At 54.2% G+C, this 17742-nt stretch carries 17 protein-coding genes and 2 tRNA genes; 8 read left to right on the forward strand and 11 right to left on the reverse strand.

The features are described 5' to 3' along the window. Positions 1 to 109: 109 nt before the first annotated feature. Positions 110 to 1081: a DMT family transporter gene (locus DY252_RS14305; RefSeq protein WP_064789829.1), complete on the reverse strand. Its 972-nt coding sequence runs from the start codon at positions 1079 to 1081 to the stop codon at positions 110 to 112. A gap of 305 nt (positions 1082 to 1386) precedes the next feature. Here DY252_RS14305 and DY252_RS14310 point away from each other — a divergent pair, with 305 nt between their 5' ends. Next, on the forward strand, positions 1387 to 1608 hold the full coding sequence (locus tag DY252_RS14310; RefSeq protein ID WP_129542740.1) for a hypothetical protein: 222 nt from the start codon (positions 1387 to 1389) through the stop codon (positions 1606 to 1608). A gap of 24 nt (positions 1609 to 1632) precedes the next feature. Here DY252_RS14310 and DY252_RS14315 read toward each other — a convergent pair whose 3' ends face one another. Together DY252_RS14315 and DY252_RS22510 are read right to left on the reverse strand one after the other, a co-directional pair. Beyond that, on the reverse strand, positions 1633 to 2511 hold the full coding sequence (locus DY252_RS14315) for a DUF547 domain-containing protein (protein ID WP_231959780.1): 879 nt from the start codon (positions 2509 to 2511) through the stop codon (positions 1633 to 1635). 186 nt (positions 2512 to 2697) lie between these two features. Then, entirely contained in the window at positions 2698 to 2991 is a 294-nt protein-coding gene (locus tag DY252_RS22510) for a hypothetical protein (protein ID WP_231959779.1), read from the reverse strand. Between DY252_RS22510 and DY252_RS22515 the strand changes: the two genes are divergently transcribed. Continuing rightward, positions 2978 to 3526, forward strand: a complete 549-nt coding sequence (locus DY252_RS22515; protein ID WP_231959778.1) for a putative metalloprotease CJM1_0395 family protein — start codon at positions 2978 to 2980, stop codon at positions 3524 to 3526. The two genes, DY252_RS22510 and DY252_RS22515, sit on opposite strands and share 14 nt — an antisense overlap. A 6-nt stretch (positions 3527 to 3532) precedes the next feature. On the opposite strand, the gene DY252_RS14325 is transcribed toward DY252_RS22515, so the two are convergent. Continuing rightward, positions 3533 to 3928, reverse strand: a complete 396-nt coding sequence (locus DY252_RS14325; protein ID WP_064789826.1) for an ester cyclase — start codon at positions 3926 to 3928, stop codon at positions 3533 to 3535. 11 nt (positions 3929 to 3939) lie between these two features. Beyond that, entirely contained in the window at positions 3940 to 4983 is a 1044-nt protein-coding gene (gene pyrC, locus DY252_RS14330; protein ID WP_008890697.1) for a dihydroorotase, read from the reverse strand. A gap of 169 nt (positions 4984 to 5152) precedes the next feature. Here pyrC and DY252_RS14335 point away from each other — a divergent pair, with 169 nt between their 5' ends. Then, positions 5153 to 5782, forward strand: coding sequence for a hypothetical protein (locus DY252_RS14335; RefSeq protein WP_064789825.1), 630 nt, complete (start codon positions 5153 to 5155; stop codon positions 5780 to 5782). Positions 5783 to 5836: 54 nt separating this feature from the next. Here the strand turns inward: DY252_RS14335 and DY252_RS14340 are convergent. The 4 genes from DY252_RS14340 to DY252_RS14355 all read right to left on the reverse strand — a co-directional run bounded on the left by DY252_RS14340 (position 5837) and on the right by DY252_RS14355 (position 9581). Continuing rightward, positions 5837 to 5913, reverse strand: a tRNA-His gene (locus tag DY252_RS14340). Between the two features lie 101 nt (positions 5914 to 6014). Next, on the reverse strand, positions 6015 to 6890 hold the full coding sequence (locus tag DY252_RS14345; RefSeq protein ID WP_197482591.1) for a serine hydrolase domain-containing protein: 876 nt from the start codon (positions 6888 to 6890) through the stop codon (positions 6015 to 6017). A 299-nt stretch (positions 6891 to 7189) separates the two neighbouring features. Beyond that, positions 7190 to 9370 carry an O-linked N-acetylglucosamine transferase, SPINDLY family protein gene (locus DY252_RS14350; RefSeq protein ID WP_165374910.1) on the reverse strand — a complete coding sequence of 727 codons (2181 nt, stop codon included), beginning with the start codon at positions 9368 to 9370 and terminating at the stop codon, positions 7190 to 7192. 134 nt (positions 9371 to 9504) lie between these two features. Continuing rightward, a tRNA-His gene (locus tag DY252_RS14355) sits at positions 9505 to 9581 on the reverse strand. Between the two features lie 330 nt (positions 9582 to 9911). Between DY252_RS14355 and DY252_RS14360 the strand changes: the two genes are divergently transcribed. Continuing rightward, entirely contained in the window at positions 9912 to 10913 is a 1002-nt protein-coding gene (locus DY252_RS14360; RefSeq protein ID WP_064789822.1) for a Gfo/Idh/MocA family protein, read from the forward strand. 57 nt (positions 10914 to 10970) lie between these two features. Here DY252_RS14360 and DY252_RS14365 read toward each other — a convergent pair whose 3' ends face one another. Next, on the reverse strand, positions 10971 to 11840 hold the full coding sequence (locus DY252_RS14365; RefSeq protein ID WP_064789821.1) for a LysR family transcriptional regulator: 870 nt from the start codon (positions 11838 to 11840) through the stop codon (positions 10971 to 10973). Between the two features lie 136 nt (positions 11841 to 11976). On the opposite strand from DY252_RS14365, the gene DY252_RS14370 reads away from it, so the two are divergent. Then, a complete protein-coding gene (locus DY252_RS14370; RefSeq protein ID WP_064789820.1) occupies positions 11977 to 12327 on the forward strand; it encodes a rhodanese-like domain-containing protein in 351 nt (116 codons plus the stop codon). Positions 12328 to 12413: 86 nt separating this feature from the next. Here the strand turns inward: DY252_RS14370 and DY252_RS14375 are convergent, their stop codons facing one another. Beyond that, positions 12414 to 13586 carry an aminotransferase gene (locus tag DY252_RS14375; RefSeq protein WP_063088117.1) on the reverse strand — a complete coding sequence of 391 codons (1173 nt, stop codon included), beginning with the start codon at positions 13584 to 13586 and terminating at the stop codon, positions 12414 to 12416. A gap of 404 nt (positions 13587 to 13990) precedes the next feature. Here DY252_RS14375 and DY252_RS14380 point away from each other — a divergent pair, with 404 nt between their 5' ends. From DY252_RS14380 to DY252_RS14390, 3 genes are all read left to right on the forward strand, one after another. Beyond that, a complete protein-coding gene (locus DY252_RS14380; protein ID WP_007091888.1) occupies positions 13991 to 14329 on the forward strand; it encodes a P-II family nitrogen regulator in 339 nt (112 codons plus the stop codon). Between the two features lie 62 nt (positions 14330 to 14391). Then, positions 14392 to 15801 (forward strand): type I glutamate--ammonia ligase, encoded by a 1410-nt coding sequence (gene glnA / locus DY252_RS14385; RefSeq protein WP_008890688.1) that lies wholly within the window; start codon positions 14392 to 14394, stop codon positions 15799 to 15801. Between the two features lie 145 nt (positions 15802 to 15946). Beyond that, entirely contained in the window at positions 15947 to 17710 is a 1764-nt protein-coding gene (locus DY252_RS14390) for a tetratricopeptide repeat-containing sulfotransferase family protein (protein ID WP_064789818.1), read from the forward strand. Positions 17711 to 17742 lie beyond the last annotated feature (32 nt).

A 17742-nucleotide genomic window follows, 5' to 3' on the forward strand; every position in this document is an offset into this window, starting at 1 on the left:
TATCAGGTTTGTCCCGCACAAACAATATTGACAAATTCTATCGCGCAAGGTTGGGCAATAAAGTTCGAAATTTCGCGAAAATTCGCGGTTTTTCCAGCATTTAAAACCGTCACTTTCCGCCCGATTTGTCGCCTTTGGGAACTTCCATCACCGGTGTCATCGGATCAGACTTCAAAACCGGCCCATCGACATCCTTCGGTTTACGACCAAAACGCATCTGTGATGCGGCAATACCGCCCAGAATGACCGCCAGGGCAATCAATGCATTGGGCTGGGGCACTTCGCCCAGCACGATAAAGCTGATGACCACGCCAACGGCTGGCACCAGATAATTGTTAAACACAAGGAAGCTGGCCCCGGCCACCGCAATCAATTGCAAAATCAGGAACATGGCAATGCCGGTCGGAAACATGCCGAGATACATGATGGAAAGTGCGCCTTCAGGGTCCCAGTCCATTGTCCAGGGCTGATCGATAACCAAGGTAAAGGGCATCAGCATCAAGGCGGCAAATGTCAGGATCACGGCCGTCGATCCGATGCGTGGCTGATCACGCAGATTGCGCGCGACAAGCGACGAGATCGCATAACCGATTGCTGCAACCAGAATGGCCAACTGGAACAGGAACTCGCCCCCCAGCCCGGAAAGTGTTTCCGGCCCGAACAGAACGATCACGCCAATCGTTCCCAAAATCACCCCGACAACCTTGCCGGTTGAAAGCTTTTCATCATGGGTGAAGAAATGCGCCAGAACCACTGTGGTCAGCGGCACAGTCGACATCAGGATCGCGGCCAATCCGGCATCGACCTGTGTTTCACCATAACTGATCAAAAAGAACGGAATGGCATTACCAATCAGGGCGACCATAAAGGTCGAAATCCAGGCACCCCGCCCCTTGGGCAGTTCGGATTTACGAATAGCCGCGAAACACCACAGGACAAGGGCGGCAAAGGACAAACGGCCACAGGCCACCACCAGCGGCGAATAGGCATGCACGCCGATTTTGATGAAGGTGAATGAACTTCCCCACATCAAGGCCAGCAGCAACAACAAGCCATATTCACGAATTCCCGGACGTTTCATTTTATCAGCCCATTTTTGCCATACTTATTGGGCCTTATCGCGATCACGAACAGACCAGATCAAGCGTTAAGACCCATACGCTTTTTAATCAAGGAAATACCTTTTCACAGATTTTGCCCCAATAACAGCACGCCGCAGGCCGCTGAATGCAGTTTGCGAAATTCTCGCATTGAGGCCCTGCCTTAAGGCAGATCAAAGCGTTTCAGAGATAAAAATGAAAAAAAGTCACCATCGACATAGAATAGCTGTTGCGAATGACTTGCAATTGCATTACATTACGCATAACGAAAAAATCGGGATATGAGATGATGAGTTATGTTGATCAGGAATTGACGGTCGAAGACATGCTTGCCGACCCGATCGTTCAGACATTAATGCGCTATGACGGCGTCTCTGCCAGTGATGTTCGTCACACGATCGAGCAGGTAAATCAGAATCGGCCGGAAAATCCGGTGGATGGCGCCCATGCCGACGCATGGGCAACCACCAACCCCGTCAAATCAGGGCTGCACAACACTGCGGCTTAATGCACCTGCTCACCTTGGTTGGTGCTATCGGGTGTTCAGCGCCCAGTCATATTCATAGTCGGCGATATCAAGTTCCGTGATATCGCCCAAGGCTTTCGTCAGCTCCGGTCCGGCGAATTTTCTCAGATGCGCGATGAATTCCGCATCGCTTTTCCCGAAATCATCCCGATACCAGTCATACAGGCTTGAAAGCACAAGGCCGCCATCGGCGTTGATGCGCACAGCACGCGGATGGTTGATGAAATCACGCGCCGCCTGATCAAGCTGCGCTTCAAGCTTATCCGCATCAAAGGCATCTGGCGCCAATGCCGGGCAACCAATCGACGCACAATTGACCACATAATGAATACGCGCATCGTGCCAGATCGGACGCAGGATGCGATGTTCGATATCATCAAGGCTCAGCACCCTGCCCTCAACCGTGATCAGCTTCTTGCCCCATGGGCCAGAAGACAGCAACGATGAAAACAGCCCCGGCGAGATATCGATATCGCGTATGCTGTCGACCGGATAATGATCGAGAACCACCTTAGCGGTCAGCGCATTATACAGGTTCACCCAATAGGCAAATTGTTGATCGCGGTTAAGCGCATCGACATTGACCTTGGTCATGGCATCGACATAGCCCGTGATCATCCCTGCCCCGCCATCACGACTGGCCGCTGCATAATCAAAGCTGGTCACACCGGGTTCATGTTGGATCACGTATCGATCCAGCATCGTCTGCCAATCACCATGGTCAATCTCAACCGTACTGCTTGGATCATGCGCCTGCCAATCCGGCCATAAATCGGCATCCGGCGCAGCTTGCACGGGGCGCACAGACACAACAACCGCAACAGCAATCAGCAAAAAGGACAGGGCAACACTTAACGCACGCATGATCACCAAACCAGATTTCAACAGATTTGATCCCACCTTACCCGCTGCGGGCAAAACCGGCGCATCAAACCGGCGTGATCACTATCATATCGCCCGGTCATCCCCTTGATCGGCTTATATACATTTAACCCCAAGTTGGGTTATACTGGGCGTCATGATACAGGCAGGTGCAATACAGGTTATCCCCGGCAGTGGCGGGCAACTTGGTCAGATTATTGCCACACGTGCTCTGCTCGGCTCCGGGAGCCAACCGCCGACCAACGGGTCGGGCGGAACAGCTGCGTCTGCGCCGCAAACATTGCCAGCCGCCGTTGCGCTAGTCCCGCTGTCGAGCACCATCGCCGCCACGCAAGCCGCGGCAAACGGAGCCTCGGCACGGACCGAGCAAGCAAACCCGTCGCAATCCTCCAGCACAGGCGACCGCCAATCGGCACCGCCACCTTCACCGGCGCCTGCGCAAACCGCACCGGTCAACAGTGCGGCCTCCGTGGTTACGATCATTCAACAGCTTGATCCGCGCGACATTCATGGTGCTGCACCGGACGATACGAATACCCAAAGCCCGACACAGCGCCAGCAGCAGGAACGCGAAGCCACCCCGGAAAATGCGCGCCAACCCACCACAAACCCGGCCCTCCTGACCGCGTCGGAACGTGAGATTGTGCGCGAACTAAGTGCCCGTGATGCGATTGTCCGGACAGAGGAAGAAAGTCACCAAACCCTTGCCGGGGCCAATGCCGGCATGATCAGCTATAGCTATACCGCAGGTCCCGACGGGCGGCTTTACGCCACCGGCGGCAAAGTAAGCATCCGCCCCATTCAGGGCCTTGATGGTGTGGCAGCCATCGCCAATCAGGCCGCCATTTCACGTGCGGCATCGGTTCCCGGAAGTTCGGCGGCTGATTTCAATGTCGCCAAGGGCGCATCAAAGAACATCTCGGCAATGATCGCCTCACAGGCCAGTGCTGCGGCAGAAAGCTATCGCATGACCCTTGGCCTCAATGCCGCGCCGGGCAAAGTGGATCTGAGCGGCTGACGCCCCTTATCGTTTGGAAATCTGCGCTTCGACCGCAAGTTTGTCGAGAAGCGAGCGCACATTCACGATCTTACCATCACGAAATTCGTAGAACACGTTCTCTGTAAAGGCGATCTTCTTGCCATTCACCGCAAGCCCGAGAAACTCACCCTGGGGCGAGCAATCAAAGGCCAGCACGCTTGCAACGTGGGTTTCATTGGCGACAAGTAGTTCAATGTTGAACCGAAGATCGGGAATTTCGCGAAAATCGCGCTCCAGCATCGCACGATACCCGGCCAAACCCACATGCTTGCCGTTATAATGCACATCGCCGCCAACATATTCGCCAAGACGATCCCAGTCCTGTGCATTCAGGCAATCGATATACCCGCGATAAAGCTCTTCCAGACGTTCGGGTAGCATCAATAACCTCCTTACGCGTAATGCCAGAACACATCAAAGCCCGGATTAAATACCGTCACCGGACCTTCGCCGGTTTCAATTTTTTCGGCGAACTTGGCCGGTTCAGCGCGTTTTTCCAGCGTGATCTGATCACCATTGATTGGCAGGCCGTAATATTGCGGCCCATGGATCGACGCAAAGCCTTCAAGCTTGTCCAGCGCCCCTTCTTCCTCAAACACATGGGCTAAAAGCTGCACGGTGTTGTTGGCGGTAAAGATACCAGCACAACCGCACGGGCTTTCCTTGCGTTCATCGGTATGCGGCGCTGAATCCGTGCCCAGGAAGAAACGCACATCACCCGATGTGGCCGCTGCCCGAAGCGCCAAACGATGCTTTTCACGCTTGGCGACTGGCAGGCAATACATATGCGGATGAATGCCGCCGACCAGAATGGCATTGCGGTTAATGATCAGATGATGGGTCGTAATCGTCGCACCCAAATTCTTGTCATTGGCTTTGACATATTCGACACCGTCTTCAGTCGTGATGTGCTCCATCACCACGCGCAGCTCCGGCAGACGCTTGCGCAGCGGATCGAGAACCCGGTCGATAAACACTGCTTCACGGTCAAAGATATCAATGTCCGGATCGGTCACTTCGCCGTGCACACACAGCGGAATGCCAAGCTCTGCCATACGCTCCAGTGCTGGCATGGCATTATCGAAATTGCGCACACCGCTGTCCGAGTTGGTCGTCGCCCCGGCCGGATAAAGCTTCAGCGCCGTGATCACACCAGCCTTGTAGCCTTCCTCAATATCATCGGGATTGCTGCCCTCGGTCAGATAAAGCGTCATCAGCGGCGTAAAATCATGGCCCGACGGGATGGCGGCGGTAATCCGGTCGCGATAGGCCACGGCATCGGCGGTCTTGACCACCGGCGGCACCAGATTGGGCATGATGATCGCACGGGCAAAATGCTCGGACGTCTCGCCAATCACACCTTTAAGCATCTCGCCATCCCGCAAATGTAAATGCCAGTCATCCGGACGGCGAAGGGTAATGCGATTGGTCGACATGCGGCGATCTCCTGGCAAGCAATGAACCCGTTTGGGAAATATGGAGCGTTACCTAGCAGATTGGCTGGGAATTGGGAACGTAAAAGCTGTCAACTTTTGACACTGAAAGAAACAATGTCAATAATTGTTCCCCCCTTCAACCTCATCGAAAAATGCGAAGTTGATACTCATGCCCAAGCTTAAACATTGGACTGACAGCATTCCGCTAGCAATACTAATGCTAATTTCATTCTTCGCGGGATGCCTTACCAAGACCAAACATGAAAACCTAGAATGGGAAACTCTTCTTGCAGGTTCGATGGCAATTGGGGCTGGTTTTTTTGCCTTATCTGCCGCAAAAATCCAAGTTCATCACCAAAAAGAAGAAAGATTGAGCAGTATAAGGAGAGAAGAGGAACTCCAACGAATCAACTTTCTTCAAGAAATGGAGAAATTTAATTTTGATATAAATTACTTATGCGAGAAATTTTGGAAGGCTGTAAATTCCAAGGATGACAAATCCAGAACAGAGAACAAATTAAACTTTGAAATTATAAAAACTCAATTTATGCCGGGAAAAATCCCCACGAAACCCGTAACAACTAAAAAAGAATTATCTCTCATGTACAATCAAATAGATATTATTTGGAACATAACACAAAATCATATGTCTTTATTTTCGAAACATCCCGAAATAGTTTATAAAAACCTAGAAATAAAAGAATCAATAAACCACAACAGAGAAATTCTGAAGAATTTTATTACCAATTTCCCCAAATCAAATTTTGTCTTTAATCATGACACGCAAGACTCAGAATAAAAATCATTCTTGAATGCGAAAAGGCCAGGCATTTCTGCCTGACTTTTTCACAAGTGGGGCGAGTGATGGGGATTAAACCCACGACCTCCAGTGCCACAAACTGGCGCTCCAACCGACTGAGCTACACCCGCCATCGTGTGGCGCGGTTTATATGGCCCGCAAAAAAGGAGACAGATTTAATTTTCTGCCCATCCTGCACGCCGCCCCTGCGGCATGCTATTTACCGCTTTCGTCAGGCCAGTGAAAGCACAGGCCCTTCAAGCAGATCCATCAAATCCCCGAAATATCCGCCGGATCGTGCAGGCGAGGTTGGATCGGAGGTGATGGCCACCGCCAGATTCTTTTCAGGATGTGCCGCAATGATCTGGCCGCCATAGCCGCGGGCGATAATGAAGCCGCTGCGGCTCAGGAACCAGCCATAACCATACGCAAGGCCCGAATAAGGTGATCGCGTGTGGGCTTGGGTTGACTGGTCGATCCAGTCGGCCGGGATGACCTGATCGCCATCGAACCGGCCTTGATCGCGCATGAGGGTCGCGATGCGCAACATCCCGCGCGGTGTCATCGCCATCTGGTTCCCGCCGAAATAATAGCCTTGCGGATCCTGTGTCCAAGCCGGGATTTCAATGCCAAGCGGCTGCCCAAGGACAGCGCGCGCCTGTTCAAGCAGGCTTTTCCCCGTCGCAACCGAAAGCACCGCACCAAGGATATGCGTGGTGCCGGTGGAATAGATCATACGCCTGCCGGGTGTTGCGACCATCGGGCGGCGCAGCGCAAAGGACACCCAGTTATCGGAATTGACCCAAGCGCCGTAATTACGCCCTGATGTGCCCTCAAGCCCGGCCCGGAGCGTCACCAGATCTTCGATGGTCAGATCTTCCACACCGGGGGTGGCATCGGTTGGAATGATAGACGGCGCGATTTCGCCGATGGTTGCGTCGACCGAGGGGATAGCGCCTTCCGCGATCGCGTTGCCCGTCAGAAGACCAATGATGCTTTTCGAGCAGGATTTGATGTTCGCAACCCGATCCAGACCCGGCCCGCGCGGGGCTTCGGCGACGATGATCTCGTCCCCGCGTTGGACCATGATCGCATGAAACTGGGACATGTTCGCAATTCGCGACCGAATGTCAGACCGCGTTTGCGCGAAGGCCCTCGCCACAAAGGGAGCGGCCATAGCACCCAGAAGGGTCACTGAGAAGGCGCGGCGGGTCAGCATCGGGTGGGGTCTGTCGCTTGGCATATCCATAGTCCTTGGCGGTCGGGATCACATGCGCACTCAACCTTCCAGCCAAGCAAGCCAGAAGACACATTCCTTATCTGGAATTAATTCGTCAGGAATGTGACATCAGATCACAATCGGACAAGCCCCGGCCAGGAGTCAGGGCCAGAAGCCAGGGTCAGGACCTAGGCATTCACTGCAATATCCGAAAATGCTTCGCCTGCCTGTCTTTGCGCAAAAGCACACTCCAGCCCCTTCTCAAACCCGCGCGTGTAGCCTTCGGTATCAAACAGTGGTTTGGTCTGGCGGTTGGCGGCAAGTTTGGTGCGCAATTCTGCCAACATGTCCGGATTTTGTGCGAGCTTGAGGATGAGTTCCTCATAGGCCTCTGGCGTGTCTGTGATCAGTTCCGGCAGGCCGACAGCCGACAGCAGGCTGGCAGCAACGCGGGCCGCAAACTGTTTTCCGGCCAGTGTCACCACCGGTAACCCGGCCCACAACGCGTCGCTGGCTGTGGTATGGGCGTTGACATGGAAGGTATCGATAAACAAGTCGGCATGGCGCAGGCGGGCGAGATGTTCGGATTGCGGCATGTAACCGGCAAAGATCAAACGATCGCCCGAAATACCGTGCTTTTCAGCCGCCGCGCGCAGGTTATCCTTGGCGATATCGTGATTGCACCAAAGCCACAGCACACTGCCCTCAACCTTCTTCATCACCCGCATCCAGATGGCAAATTCGGTTGGCATGATTTTGTAGTTGTTGTTGAGACAACAAAAGACAAAGCCATCCTCGGGCAGGCCAAGATCGGCCCGCGTCATCGGCTTGGTCGAGATTTCGCGGGTATTGTCATTGGGCTGATAGCAACCCGGCAGGTAAATGATCTTCTCGTGATAGCCTGCGCGCTGTTCGGGCGGAATGACGACCGGGTCGGCCACGATATAATCAATGAAATCGCATCCAAGCGTGCCGGGATAGCCAAGATAACTGATCTGCAGCGGTGCCAGACGGGCGGCAAACGGCTCCAGCCGGCTATCGCGGGTATAGCCCTTAAGATCAATGGCGATATCAAGGTTTTGCGCCCGCGCAAGCGTGATCAGATCGCCATCGGACATATCGCGCACATCAAAGAACTGATCAACGTTATCAAGCACCTGGTCACGCTGTGCACCATCCTTCTTTTTGCCATAGCTGAACACGAAGATTTCGAACTTTGATCTGTCATGATGGCGCAAAATGCCTGCCATCAGGAACATGGTCGCGTGATCATGAAAATCGGCCGAGAAATAGCCAAGCCGGATTTTGCGGCCCTCTGGCGAAGTTGGCTTGATCGTTGAAACCGGGGCTGCTGGCGGCAACAGGCTTTTGGCAAAGTTGCGCGACCGGGCAAGCTGATGGGCCGGATTATCTTCAAACGGCAGAAGCGGGAATGGCAGGGCCGCATCGCCCGTGATGCCAAGCTGAGCAGCATGTTGCGCAAACAGATCACACGCCCGCCAGTCACACAGATGGCTTTGTTCGCGCAGTTGTTCGACCATGGCCGGGACGTAGCCCGGCTTGACCGCCAGTGCACGTTGATAGGCCTTGACCGCCTCTGGCAGGGATTTAAGGGCGGCCATGGTTTGACCAAGCCCGTACCAGGCCTCGGCCAATTTTGGCTGCAGTTTGAGCGTCTTGAAATATCGCTGCTTGGCGTCTTCAAGCAGGTCACGTTCGCGCAGCGTATTGGCAAGGTTATAGTGCGCGTCAACATAATCGGCCTTGCGCGCAATCGCGTTCAGGTAACAGGCTTGCGCCTCTGCAAGCTTGCCGGCACTTTTAAGGATATTGCCAAGATTGTTATGCGCCTCGGCAAATTCGGGGGTGCGCGCGATCACCGCGCGATAGCATTCCTCGGCCTCATCGAGTTTACCCAGACGTTCCAGAATGACCCCAAGGTTGCTTTTGGCCGCCACCATATCGGGTTGCAGGCGGACAACGTTTCGCAAGGCCTGCTCGGCATCGGAAAGCAGGTTCAGATTGCTGCTGACCGCGGCGCGGAAGTTCCAGAGTTTTCCGGAATTGCCATACTGGCCCAGAAGTTGGCCTGTCATGGCATGCACATCTTGCAAACGACCGGCCTGATAAGCCTGCGAAAGTTTGGCAAACACCTCGGCCGGTGGCTCGGCCGCACCGGACGCAGCAACCTTTGCAGGCGCCGCAACCTTGACCGGACCGCTGAGTTCGGCAAGGGCCGTTTTGACCCGTTCGTTTTTCGGAAAATCGGCAAGGATGGCTTCATAAAGGTCGCGCGCCTCGGCCATTTCGCCTTTGCGCATATGCGCCTTTGCGCGCTTCATTGCCTGATCAACTTTGAGCTTCGCCATGCCGCCCCATATCGCCCCGAACATTGATATTTTCGGGCAGTCTAGTCGATCACCCGCCAAAGGCAACCGGGGCTGCGGCAAAAAGGCACGTAAAAGACAAAAGGCCAGGCATTTCTGCCTGACCTTTTCACAAATGGGGCGAGTGATGGGACTTGAACCCACGGCCCCCAGTGCCACAAACTGGTGCTCTAACCACCTGAGCTACACCCGCCATCGTGTGGCGCGGTTTATATGGCCCGAGGCCCCCAACGTCAAGCGCATATTTTCAATTTTTTAGCCCGATTTCCGCCAAGTTGTTCAAAGCACCGATTTTTGCGGGCTTGAGCAATCCTGATCGGGATTCTTTGTCCTTTCCTATCCGTAAATTGAGCACCCCACCCGTCTGAACATCTTGCATCCATGATCACATGGCTTAATTAATCTGGTTCAATAACAGGCTATTGCCTCAAATGCAGGTTACCAAGACACCATATATAAAGCGTTGCTTGCCTGTCTTGGCATGGAAACGGCCAAATAATAGAAAAACAGACGGAGTATCGGAATGAAGTGGGGCATCCTTAGCACCGCCAAGATCGGCACGGAAAAGGTCATCCCGGCCATGCAGGAAAGTGATCAGCTTGAAATCCTGGCGATTGCCGGTCGTGATCTTGAAAAGACCCGTGAGGTCGCTGAAAACATGCGCATTCCGCGCGCCTATGGTTCGTATGAAGAACTGCTGGCTGATCCGTCAATCGAGGCGATCTACAATCCCCTGCCCAACCATTTACATGTCGAATGGACGATCAAGGCGCTTGAGGCCGGAAAGCATGTGCTGTGTGAAAAGCCGATTGGCCTTGATACCGAAGATGCCAAACGCCTGATCAGCGCCCGCGACAAAAGCGGCAAGCAGGTGCTTGAGGCCTTTATGGTCCGCCATCATCCGCAATGGCTTGAAGCCCGCAAAATCGTTGAAAGCGGTCAGATCGGCACACTTACCACGGTGCAAAGCATCTTTACCTATTTCAATGCCGATCCCAATAATGTCCGCAATAAAAAGGACATTGGCGGCGGCGGATTGCTTGATATCGGGTGCTATTGCATTGTCGGGCCGCGCTTTATCACCGGCAAGGAGCCCGTCCGCGTGGTGTCGCTAATGGACAAGGACCCGAAATTCGGAACCGACCGTTTGGTATCTGGCATGCTTGATTTTGGATCCGGCCTGCAGGCAAGCTTTGTGTGTGGCACCCAGTCTGCCGCCGTACAGCGTGTACATATTCTGGGCACCGAGGGCCGGATTGAAATCCTCATGCCGTTCAATCCCGTGCCGGAAAACGAAGCCGTCATTCGCGTTGCCGGTCAGAAACAGCCGGGCTTTGACGACGCGCGCGAAATCAAATTCCCGGTCTGCAACCACTACACCCTGCAGGGTGAGGCAGCCACCGCGATCTTCAAGGGTGACAGCCCGGTCGATTATCCGATTGAAGACGCGATTGCCAATATGCAGATTTTGGATGCGTTTGCCCGCTCTGCCAAAACCGGTAGCTGGGAAATGGTCAAATCCTGATCAACGTATTGCCGATACTCAAATGAAAAGCCGGGGGAACCCGGCTTTTTTTCGTACTCAAGCGCCGGCAAACAGGGCGGATTTGGCCTTGAGCCGCGGGAACATAAAGTCGTTGAAGGCCCGAACGCGCGGAACAGCTTTAAGATCGCGGTGCATCAGCATCCAAAGATCATTATCAAGCCCGTCAATCGCGTCACCAAGGATCGCGATGTTGTCAAATGCCCCGGCAAGGAACATCGGCAGAACCGCATAACCCGCCCCGGCATTCACCAACCGCGCCACATTCAAAAGTGAATTGCTGCGCATCACGACATGCTGATCGTGAAAATGTTTGTCGCGCCACTGGGCGGCCTTGATATGGGCAAGGCTTTCATCACAGGTGATCCATGGCCCATCACCCTTCTTGGGATCACCCATGCCCTTTGCCGCACAAACCACCGACCGGATCGGGGCGATTTGCCGTCCGACCAGATTTTCATTCGGCGCATTGCTGGGCCGGATGGCGATATCGGCATCATGGCGGTTGAGATCATAAAACCGGTTATCGGTCACGACCTGCACGGTGATTTCCGGATAGGCCTGCGCAAACGCCGCCAGATCATCTGCCAGCACGGCATGAAGCAACGTATCGGTTGTGGTCAGGCGTAGCGTGCCTGACGGGCGGATATCCTGTCCGGCCAAGGTTCGGGCAAGTATGGCCATTTCGGCTTCAAGCTTTTCGGCGGTTTCGATGGCCGCCAATCCCGACGGGGTTGGTTGATAATCACCCTGCTGCCGCTCAAACAGCTTGGCACCGATGCGACTTTCAATATCAGCCATGCGGCGAAACAGCGTGGAATGGTGAATGCCGGTTTGTCTGGCAGCCTGCGTGATGCTGCGCGCCCGCCCCACCGCCAGCACCAGTTTCAAATCATCCCATTCCAGCATGTGACATCCTCCGAACGCGCCATCTGATTATTCGCATTATTGCACATACTATTTGAATTATCGCAAATTTACTTCGCACAGACGCACATTAATACTGATCCCATCAACCAACGATATTCCAGATGGAGATTGGAAAATGACCAGAACCATTACCCGTGACGAGCTAAAGGCTGCCCTTGGCACCGCCAATGCCCCGACCCTGATCGAAGCGCTTCCGGCGCGGTATTATGTTGATGCCCACCTTCCCGGTGCGATCAACATTCCCCATGATGCGATTGATGAGGGCATCAAACAGATCCTGCCCGATCTGGATGCACCGATTGTTGTCTATTGCGCCAGCGGCCCGTGCAAGAATTCCGGCATTGCCCAGATGGCCCTGATCAAGCTTGGCTACAGCAATGTGCGCGATTATCACGAAGGCAAGAATGACTGGCGCGAGGCGGGCTTGCCGCTTCAGGGACAGGGCACACTTGAACAAACGGCCTGACACTATCGCCCTCGCGCAACCATAACGGGCCGACATTTCCATGTCGGCCCGATGCTCTTTCAAATGCCTTGTTTTGCGCCCACGGCTTACTTGGCAAACGCCTTTTTCATCCGCGCAATCGCCTCGGCCATTTTGGCTTCGTCCTTGCAGAAGCAGAACCGCACAAAGTTGCGCACGCCACCGTCTTCGCCCTGATAGAAGGCCGATACCGGGATGGCGACCACGCCGGCTTCCTTGATCATGATCTGGCAGAACTCGACATCATCGCAATCATAGCCAAGAGGACGGAAATCGCAGGTGATGAAATAAGTGCCTTGCGAATCAAGGACGTCAAATCCGACCTCCTTAAGTCCCTTCATCAGATAGTCGCGCTTGGCCTGCATTTCGGCGGTGAAGTTTTCGAAATAGGCATCATCCTTGTTAAGCCCATAGGCGACACCATGTTGCAGATCGGGTGCGACGGTAAAGACAAGGAACTGATGCGCCTTCTTGATCGGCTCCATCAGCTTTGCACAAGCCGTGATATAGCCAATCTTCCAGCCGGTCAGCGAGAAGGTCTTGCCAGCCGATCCGATCCGCACGGTGCGCTCATGCATACCCGGGAACGTCATCAACGGTTTGTGCTTGCGCCCGTCAAAGACCAGATGCTCATAAACCTCGTCACAGAGTGCAATCACATCATGCTTGATGCACAGATCGGCAATGAATTGCAGCTCGTCATCGCCATAAACCTTCGAGCACGGGTTCTGCGGCGAATTCAGCAGGATCAGCTTGGTTTTTTCCGAAAAGGCCGCCGCCAGTTCTTCGCGTGGCAATTCCCAGTGCGGCGGGGTGACGCGCACCAGTTTGGGAATGCCGCCCGCCAGCTTCACCATCGGAAGGTAGCTGTCATAAAGTGGTTCGATCAGGATGACTTCATCGCCGGGCGCGACCAGGCCAAGGATCACGTCGGCCAACCCCTCGGTCGCACCAACCGACACCAGCACTTCTTTTTTCGGATCAACCTCGATGCCATAAAACCGTTTATTGTGATCGGCAACGGCCTGAAGCAGTTCGGGCACACCTGCCAGCGGCGGATACTGGTTGGACAGCTCCATCGTTGCTTTGGCGGCGGCTTCGCGAATATCGGCCGGGCCGTCTTCATCTGGCGCGCCTTGCCCCAGATTAATGGCCTTATGTTTCTGGGCCAGTTCGTTCATCACTTCGAAGATCGTGATCCCGCCCGAAGCGAAAAGCGGATTGCCGACGAATTCGGTCATGAGGCGTCCTTTATATTATGGTCGTTCACCGGATGGTGGCCCCCGGCGTATCATGGTCAGTCGAGTCCCGATCATCAGGTATAATTTTTGTGCCCGACCACACCCTTGCATAGCAAATCCTGTCGCATGATGGCCCCGGAATGGCAAGCCCGGAGAGGTTTGATGCGGCCTGCCTGCCCTTCAAACAGGGTGTTTGCATATTTTTTGAACATCTTGCCTAAAACACAGTCACCAGCAAACCAGAAAATCTTAAAAATTTCATGGGTTTTGCTGGGTTTTCGCACAGAGAATCCTTAGAATGCCGTTGCCGGTGAAAACTGGCATGGTCCGTGCAATAGTCAGCGGGCGAAGCATTACGCTTTACAGAGTTCAACGCAACTCTCGCCAAAAAGCAGAGGGCGCTAATGAAAAAAATTGAAGCCATCATCAAGCCGTTCAAGCTTGACGAGGTAAAAGAGGCCCTTCAAGAGATTGGTCTCAAAGGGATTACCGTCACCGAAGCCAAAGGTTTCGGACGTCAGAAAGGTCATACGGAGCTGTATCGCGGCGCCGAGTACGTTGTGGACTTTCTGCCGAAGGTAAAGCTGGAAATCGTCGTCGAGGACACGCTGGTAGAGCGTGCGATTGAGGCAATCCAGCAAGCCGCTCATACCGGGCGTATCGGCGACGGTAAAATTTTCGTTTCCTCACTTGAGGACGCGATCCGTATTCGTACTGGTGAACGGGGTAACGACGCGATCTGATCGGTCACGCCTTTCGTTGAACACCATACGGTAACTGTTTATGAGTTTTAAAGGGTTGCATCATGTCTGACGCTGCTTCTGTACTTAATCTGATCAAAGAAAAAGGCATCCAGTTTGTCGATCTGCGCTTTACCGACACCAAAGGTAAATGGCAGCACACCGCACAGGATATCTGCACCATCGACGAAGACGTCTTTGTTGACGGCATCATGTTCGACGGTTCCTCGATTTCCGGTTGGAAAGAAATCAACGAATCCGACATGATCCTGATGCCGGATCCGTCGACCGCCGTTGTTGATCCGTTCACCGCGCAGCCGACCCTGATCCTTGTTTGTGACGTTATCGAACCGGCCACCGGCCAGGGTTACGAGCGTTGCCCGCGTTCGACCGCGAAACGCGCACTGGCATACATGAAATCCGCTGGTATCGGCGACACCGCATATTTCGGCGCAGAGCCGGAATTCTTCATGTTCGACGACGTTCGTTGGAGCACCTCGCAGGAGAGCATGGCCTATGCGCTTGACTCCGAAGAAGGTCCGTACAACACCGGCACCGAATTCGAAGGCGGCAACCGCGGCCACCGTCCGGGTCCGAAGGGTGGTTACTTCCCGGTACCGCCGGTTGACTCGGCAAACGACATCCGTGCCGAAATGGTCAACTACATCAACGAAATGGGCGTGCGTTGCGAAAAGCACCACCACGAAGTTGCACCGTCGCAGCACGAACTGGGTATCGCATTCGGCACCCTGATCGAACATGCTGACGCGGTTCAGGTTTACAAATACTGCATCCACATGGTTGCTCACCAGTATGGCAAAACCGCAACCTTCATGCCGAAACCGATCTTCGGTGACAACGGCTCGGGCATGCACACCCACCAGTCGATCTGGCACGAAGGCAAGCCGCTGTTTGCTGGCAATGGCTATGCTGACCTTTCTGAAACCGCTCTGTACTACATCGGCGGTATCATCAAGCACGCCAAAGCTCTGAACGCCTTCACCAACCCGACGACCAACTCCTACAAGCGTCTGGTCCCGGGCTTCGAAGCACCGGTTCTGCTGGCATATTCTGCACGTAACCGTTCCGCTTCCTGCCGTATCCCGTACACCGCGTCTCCGAAAGGCAAGCGCGTTGAGATCCGCTTCCCGGATGCCCTTGCCAACCCGTATCTCGCATTCTCTGCAATGCTGATGGCTGGCCTTGACGGTATCGAGAACAAGATCCACCCGGGCGAAGCAATGGACAAAAACCTCTATGACCTTCCGCCGGAAGAGCTCAAAGAAGTTCCGACCGTTTGCCGTTCGCTGCACGAAGCTCTCGATAGCCTCGATGCAGACCGCGAATTCCTGAAAAAAGGCGATGTGATGACCGACGACCTGATCGACGCATACATCGCCCTGAAGATGGAAGAAGTCGTTCGTTTCGAACAGGCTCCGCACCCGGTCGAATTCGACATGTACTACAGCGGCTAATCTTCCATCCGGAAGACAATGCTTACGCGAAACGCCTGGCCATCGGCCGGGCGTTTTTCGTTTCACCGTCCCTGCCCTAACAGTTTGCTTACCCCTTTGCCGCTAAGCTTGACCTTACCTTTCGCATCGGGATTTAATCAGCTTCATGACCAAGGCAGCATCACCATCGAGTTTCGCGGAAAAGCGCAGCCGTCAAAAGGCTGACAAACTGATCCAGGCGGCACAAAGCGCCCTTGCATCAGGCAATGCCGCAGATGCCTTGGCACGCGCACAGCAGGCGATGTCAACCGCGCCAGGCTACGGCCCCGCCTTGATGATGATGGCGCAGATCCACCGCGCAACGGGCAATCTGAACGAAGCAGCACAGTTACTGCAAAGCGCCTGCAATCTGCCTGACAGTAAAATTGACTATTTCCGTGAACTTGCTGGCATTTTTGCCAGTGCAAGCCGCTATGATCTGGTCCAGCAAATCCTGTTTGCCGCGATCCGGAAATTCCCTACGCACGGACAGACCTACAGCGACCTTGGCGTTTACCTTATTCAGAGCGAACACATCACCCAAGGCATCACCATCCTTGAAAAGGCCGTCAGCTTTAGCCCCGATAACTGGCAGGCATTGAACAATCTTGGGGCAGCATTGCTTAAGGTCGGGCGCGAAAAAGAAGCACTGGAATACCTTGCCCGCGCAGAAGAGATCGGCCCGGATGATCCAGAACGCCGAACAAGCAATCTGCTACAACTCGGCGAAGCAAAACGTCACATGGGCGATCTGGAAGGTGCGCAGGAATGCTTCCGGAAAGTCATCGCCCAAAACCCTACATCAGGGCGTGCTTGGCATGATCTGGCCGATGTCATGAAGTTCGAGCCCGACAGTCCCGAAATCAAGATGATGAACGATATCCTCAACGATACTGACATCGTGCTGCAAAAGGTTGATCGGGAGATGATCGGCTTTGCACTTGGCAAGGCCTATATCGACAGCAAAGACCCAAAGCAGGCCATCCACCATCTTGATGCCGCCAATGCGCTGCGCCGTCAGGACTTCGCCGAAAATACGCCGACGCAAAAGGCCTACGACTCAAAAATTGCCTGCGGGCGGGTGCGCGCGATTGCCGATTATTTTCCGGCGGAGCTGTTCAAAGACCTGCCGCAACAAGACGACAACGGCCCAGCTCATGCCTTTATCGTTGGTATGCCACGCTGTGGCAGCACGCTGACCGAACAAATTCTTGGCAGTCATCCAGAAACATTGGCAACGGGTGAGTTGCGGACATTCCCGAAATTCAAGGATCGCCTGTTTGGTACGCTTTTCCCCAGTCAGCCGGAAGACCATGACAAAATCGGCAATTCTGCGCTGCTCGCGGAACTCGCGAAATCCTATCGCGAAGAAGTCCACGCGATGTATCCGCCCACCCCGGCGACAAAGCTGATCATCGACAAGATGCTGGGGAATTTTTCCTGGGTTGGGTTGATCCTGCTTTCCGTGCCGGGGGCCAAGATCATTCATTGTCGCCGCAATCCGGTCGACACCTGTCTGTCTTGCTATTCAAAACGCTTTGCCAATCTGCAGGTCTATACCTGCAACCAGACAGAACTGGGCGAGTTTTACCGCGCCTATGAGGACCTGATGACGCATTGGCGCGCCGTCCTGCCAAAGGATCAGTTTATCGAGATCAATTACGAAGATCTGGTCACCAATATCGAGCCCGAAGCCCGCAGGCTGATCGATTTTCTCGGCCTGCCTTGGGATGGCGCGATGCTGGATTTCCACAAGACGGAGCGCTCTGTCCGCACTGCGAGTGCGGCACAGGTCCGGCAAGGTCTTTATCAGACCAGTGTTGAACGCTGGAAACCGTATGCACCCTATATCAAACCGCTGTTGAAAGCCCTGGGCATCAAACCCGATTGAACCAAGCGCGCCGATACTTCGTGGAAAAGAAT

The sequence above is a fragment of the Thalassospira indica genome (assembly GCF_003403095.1).
Lineage (GTDB): Bacteria > Pseudomonadota > Alphaproteobacteria > Rhodospirillales > Thalassospiraceae > Thalassospira > Thalassospira indica.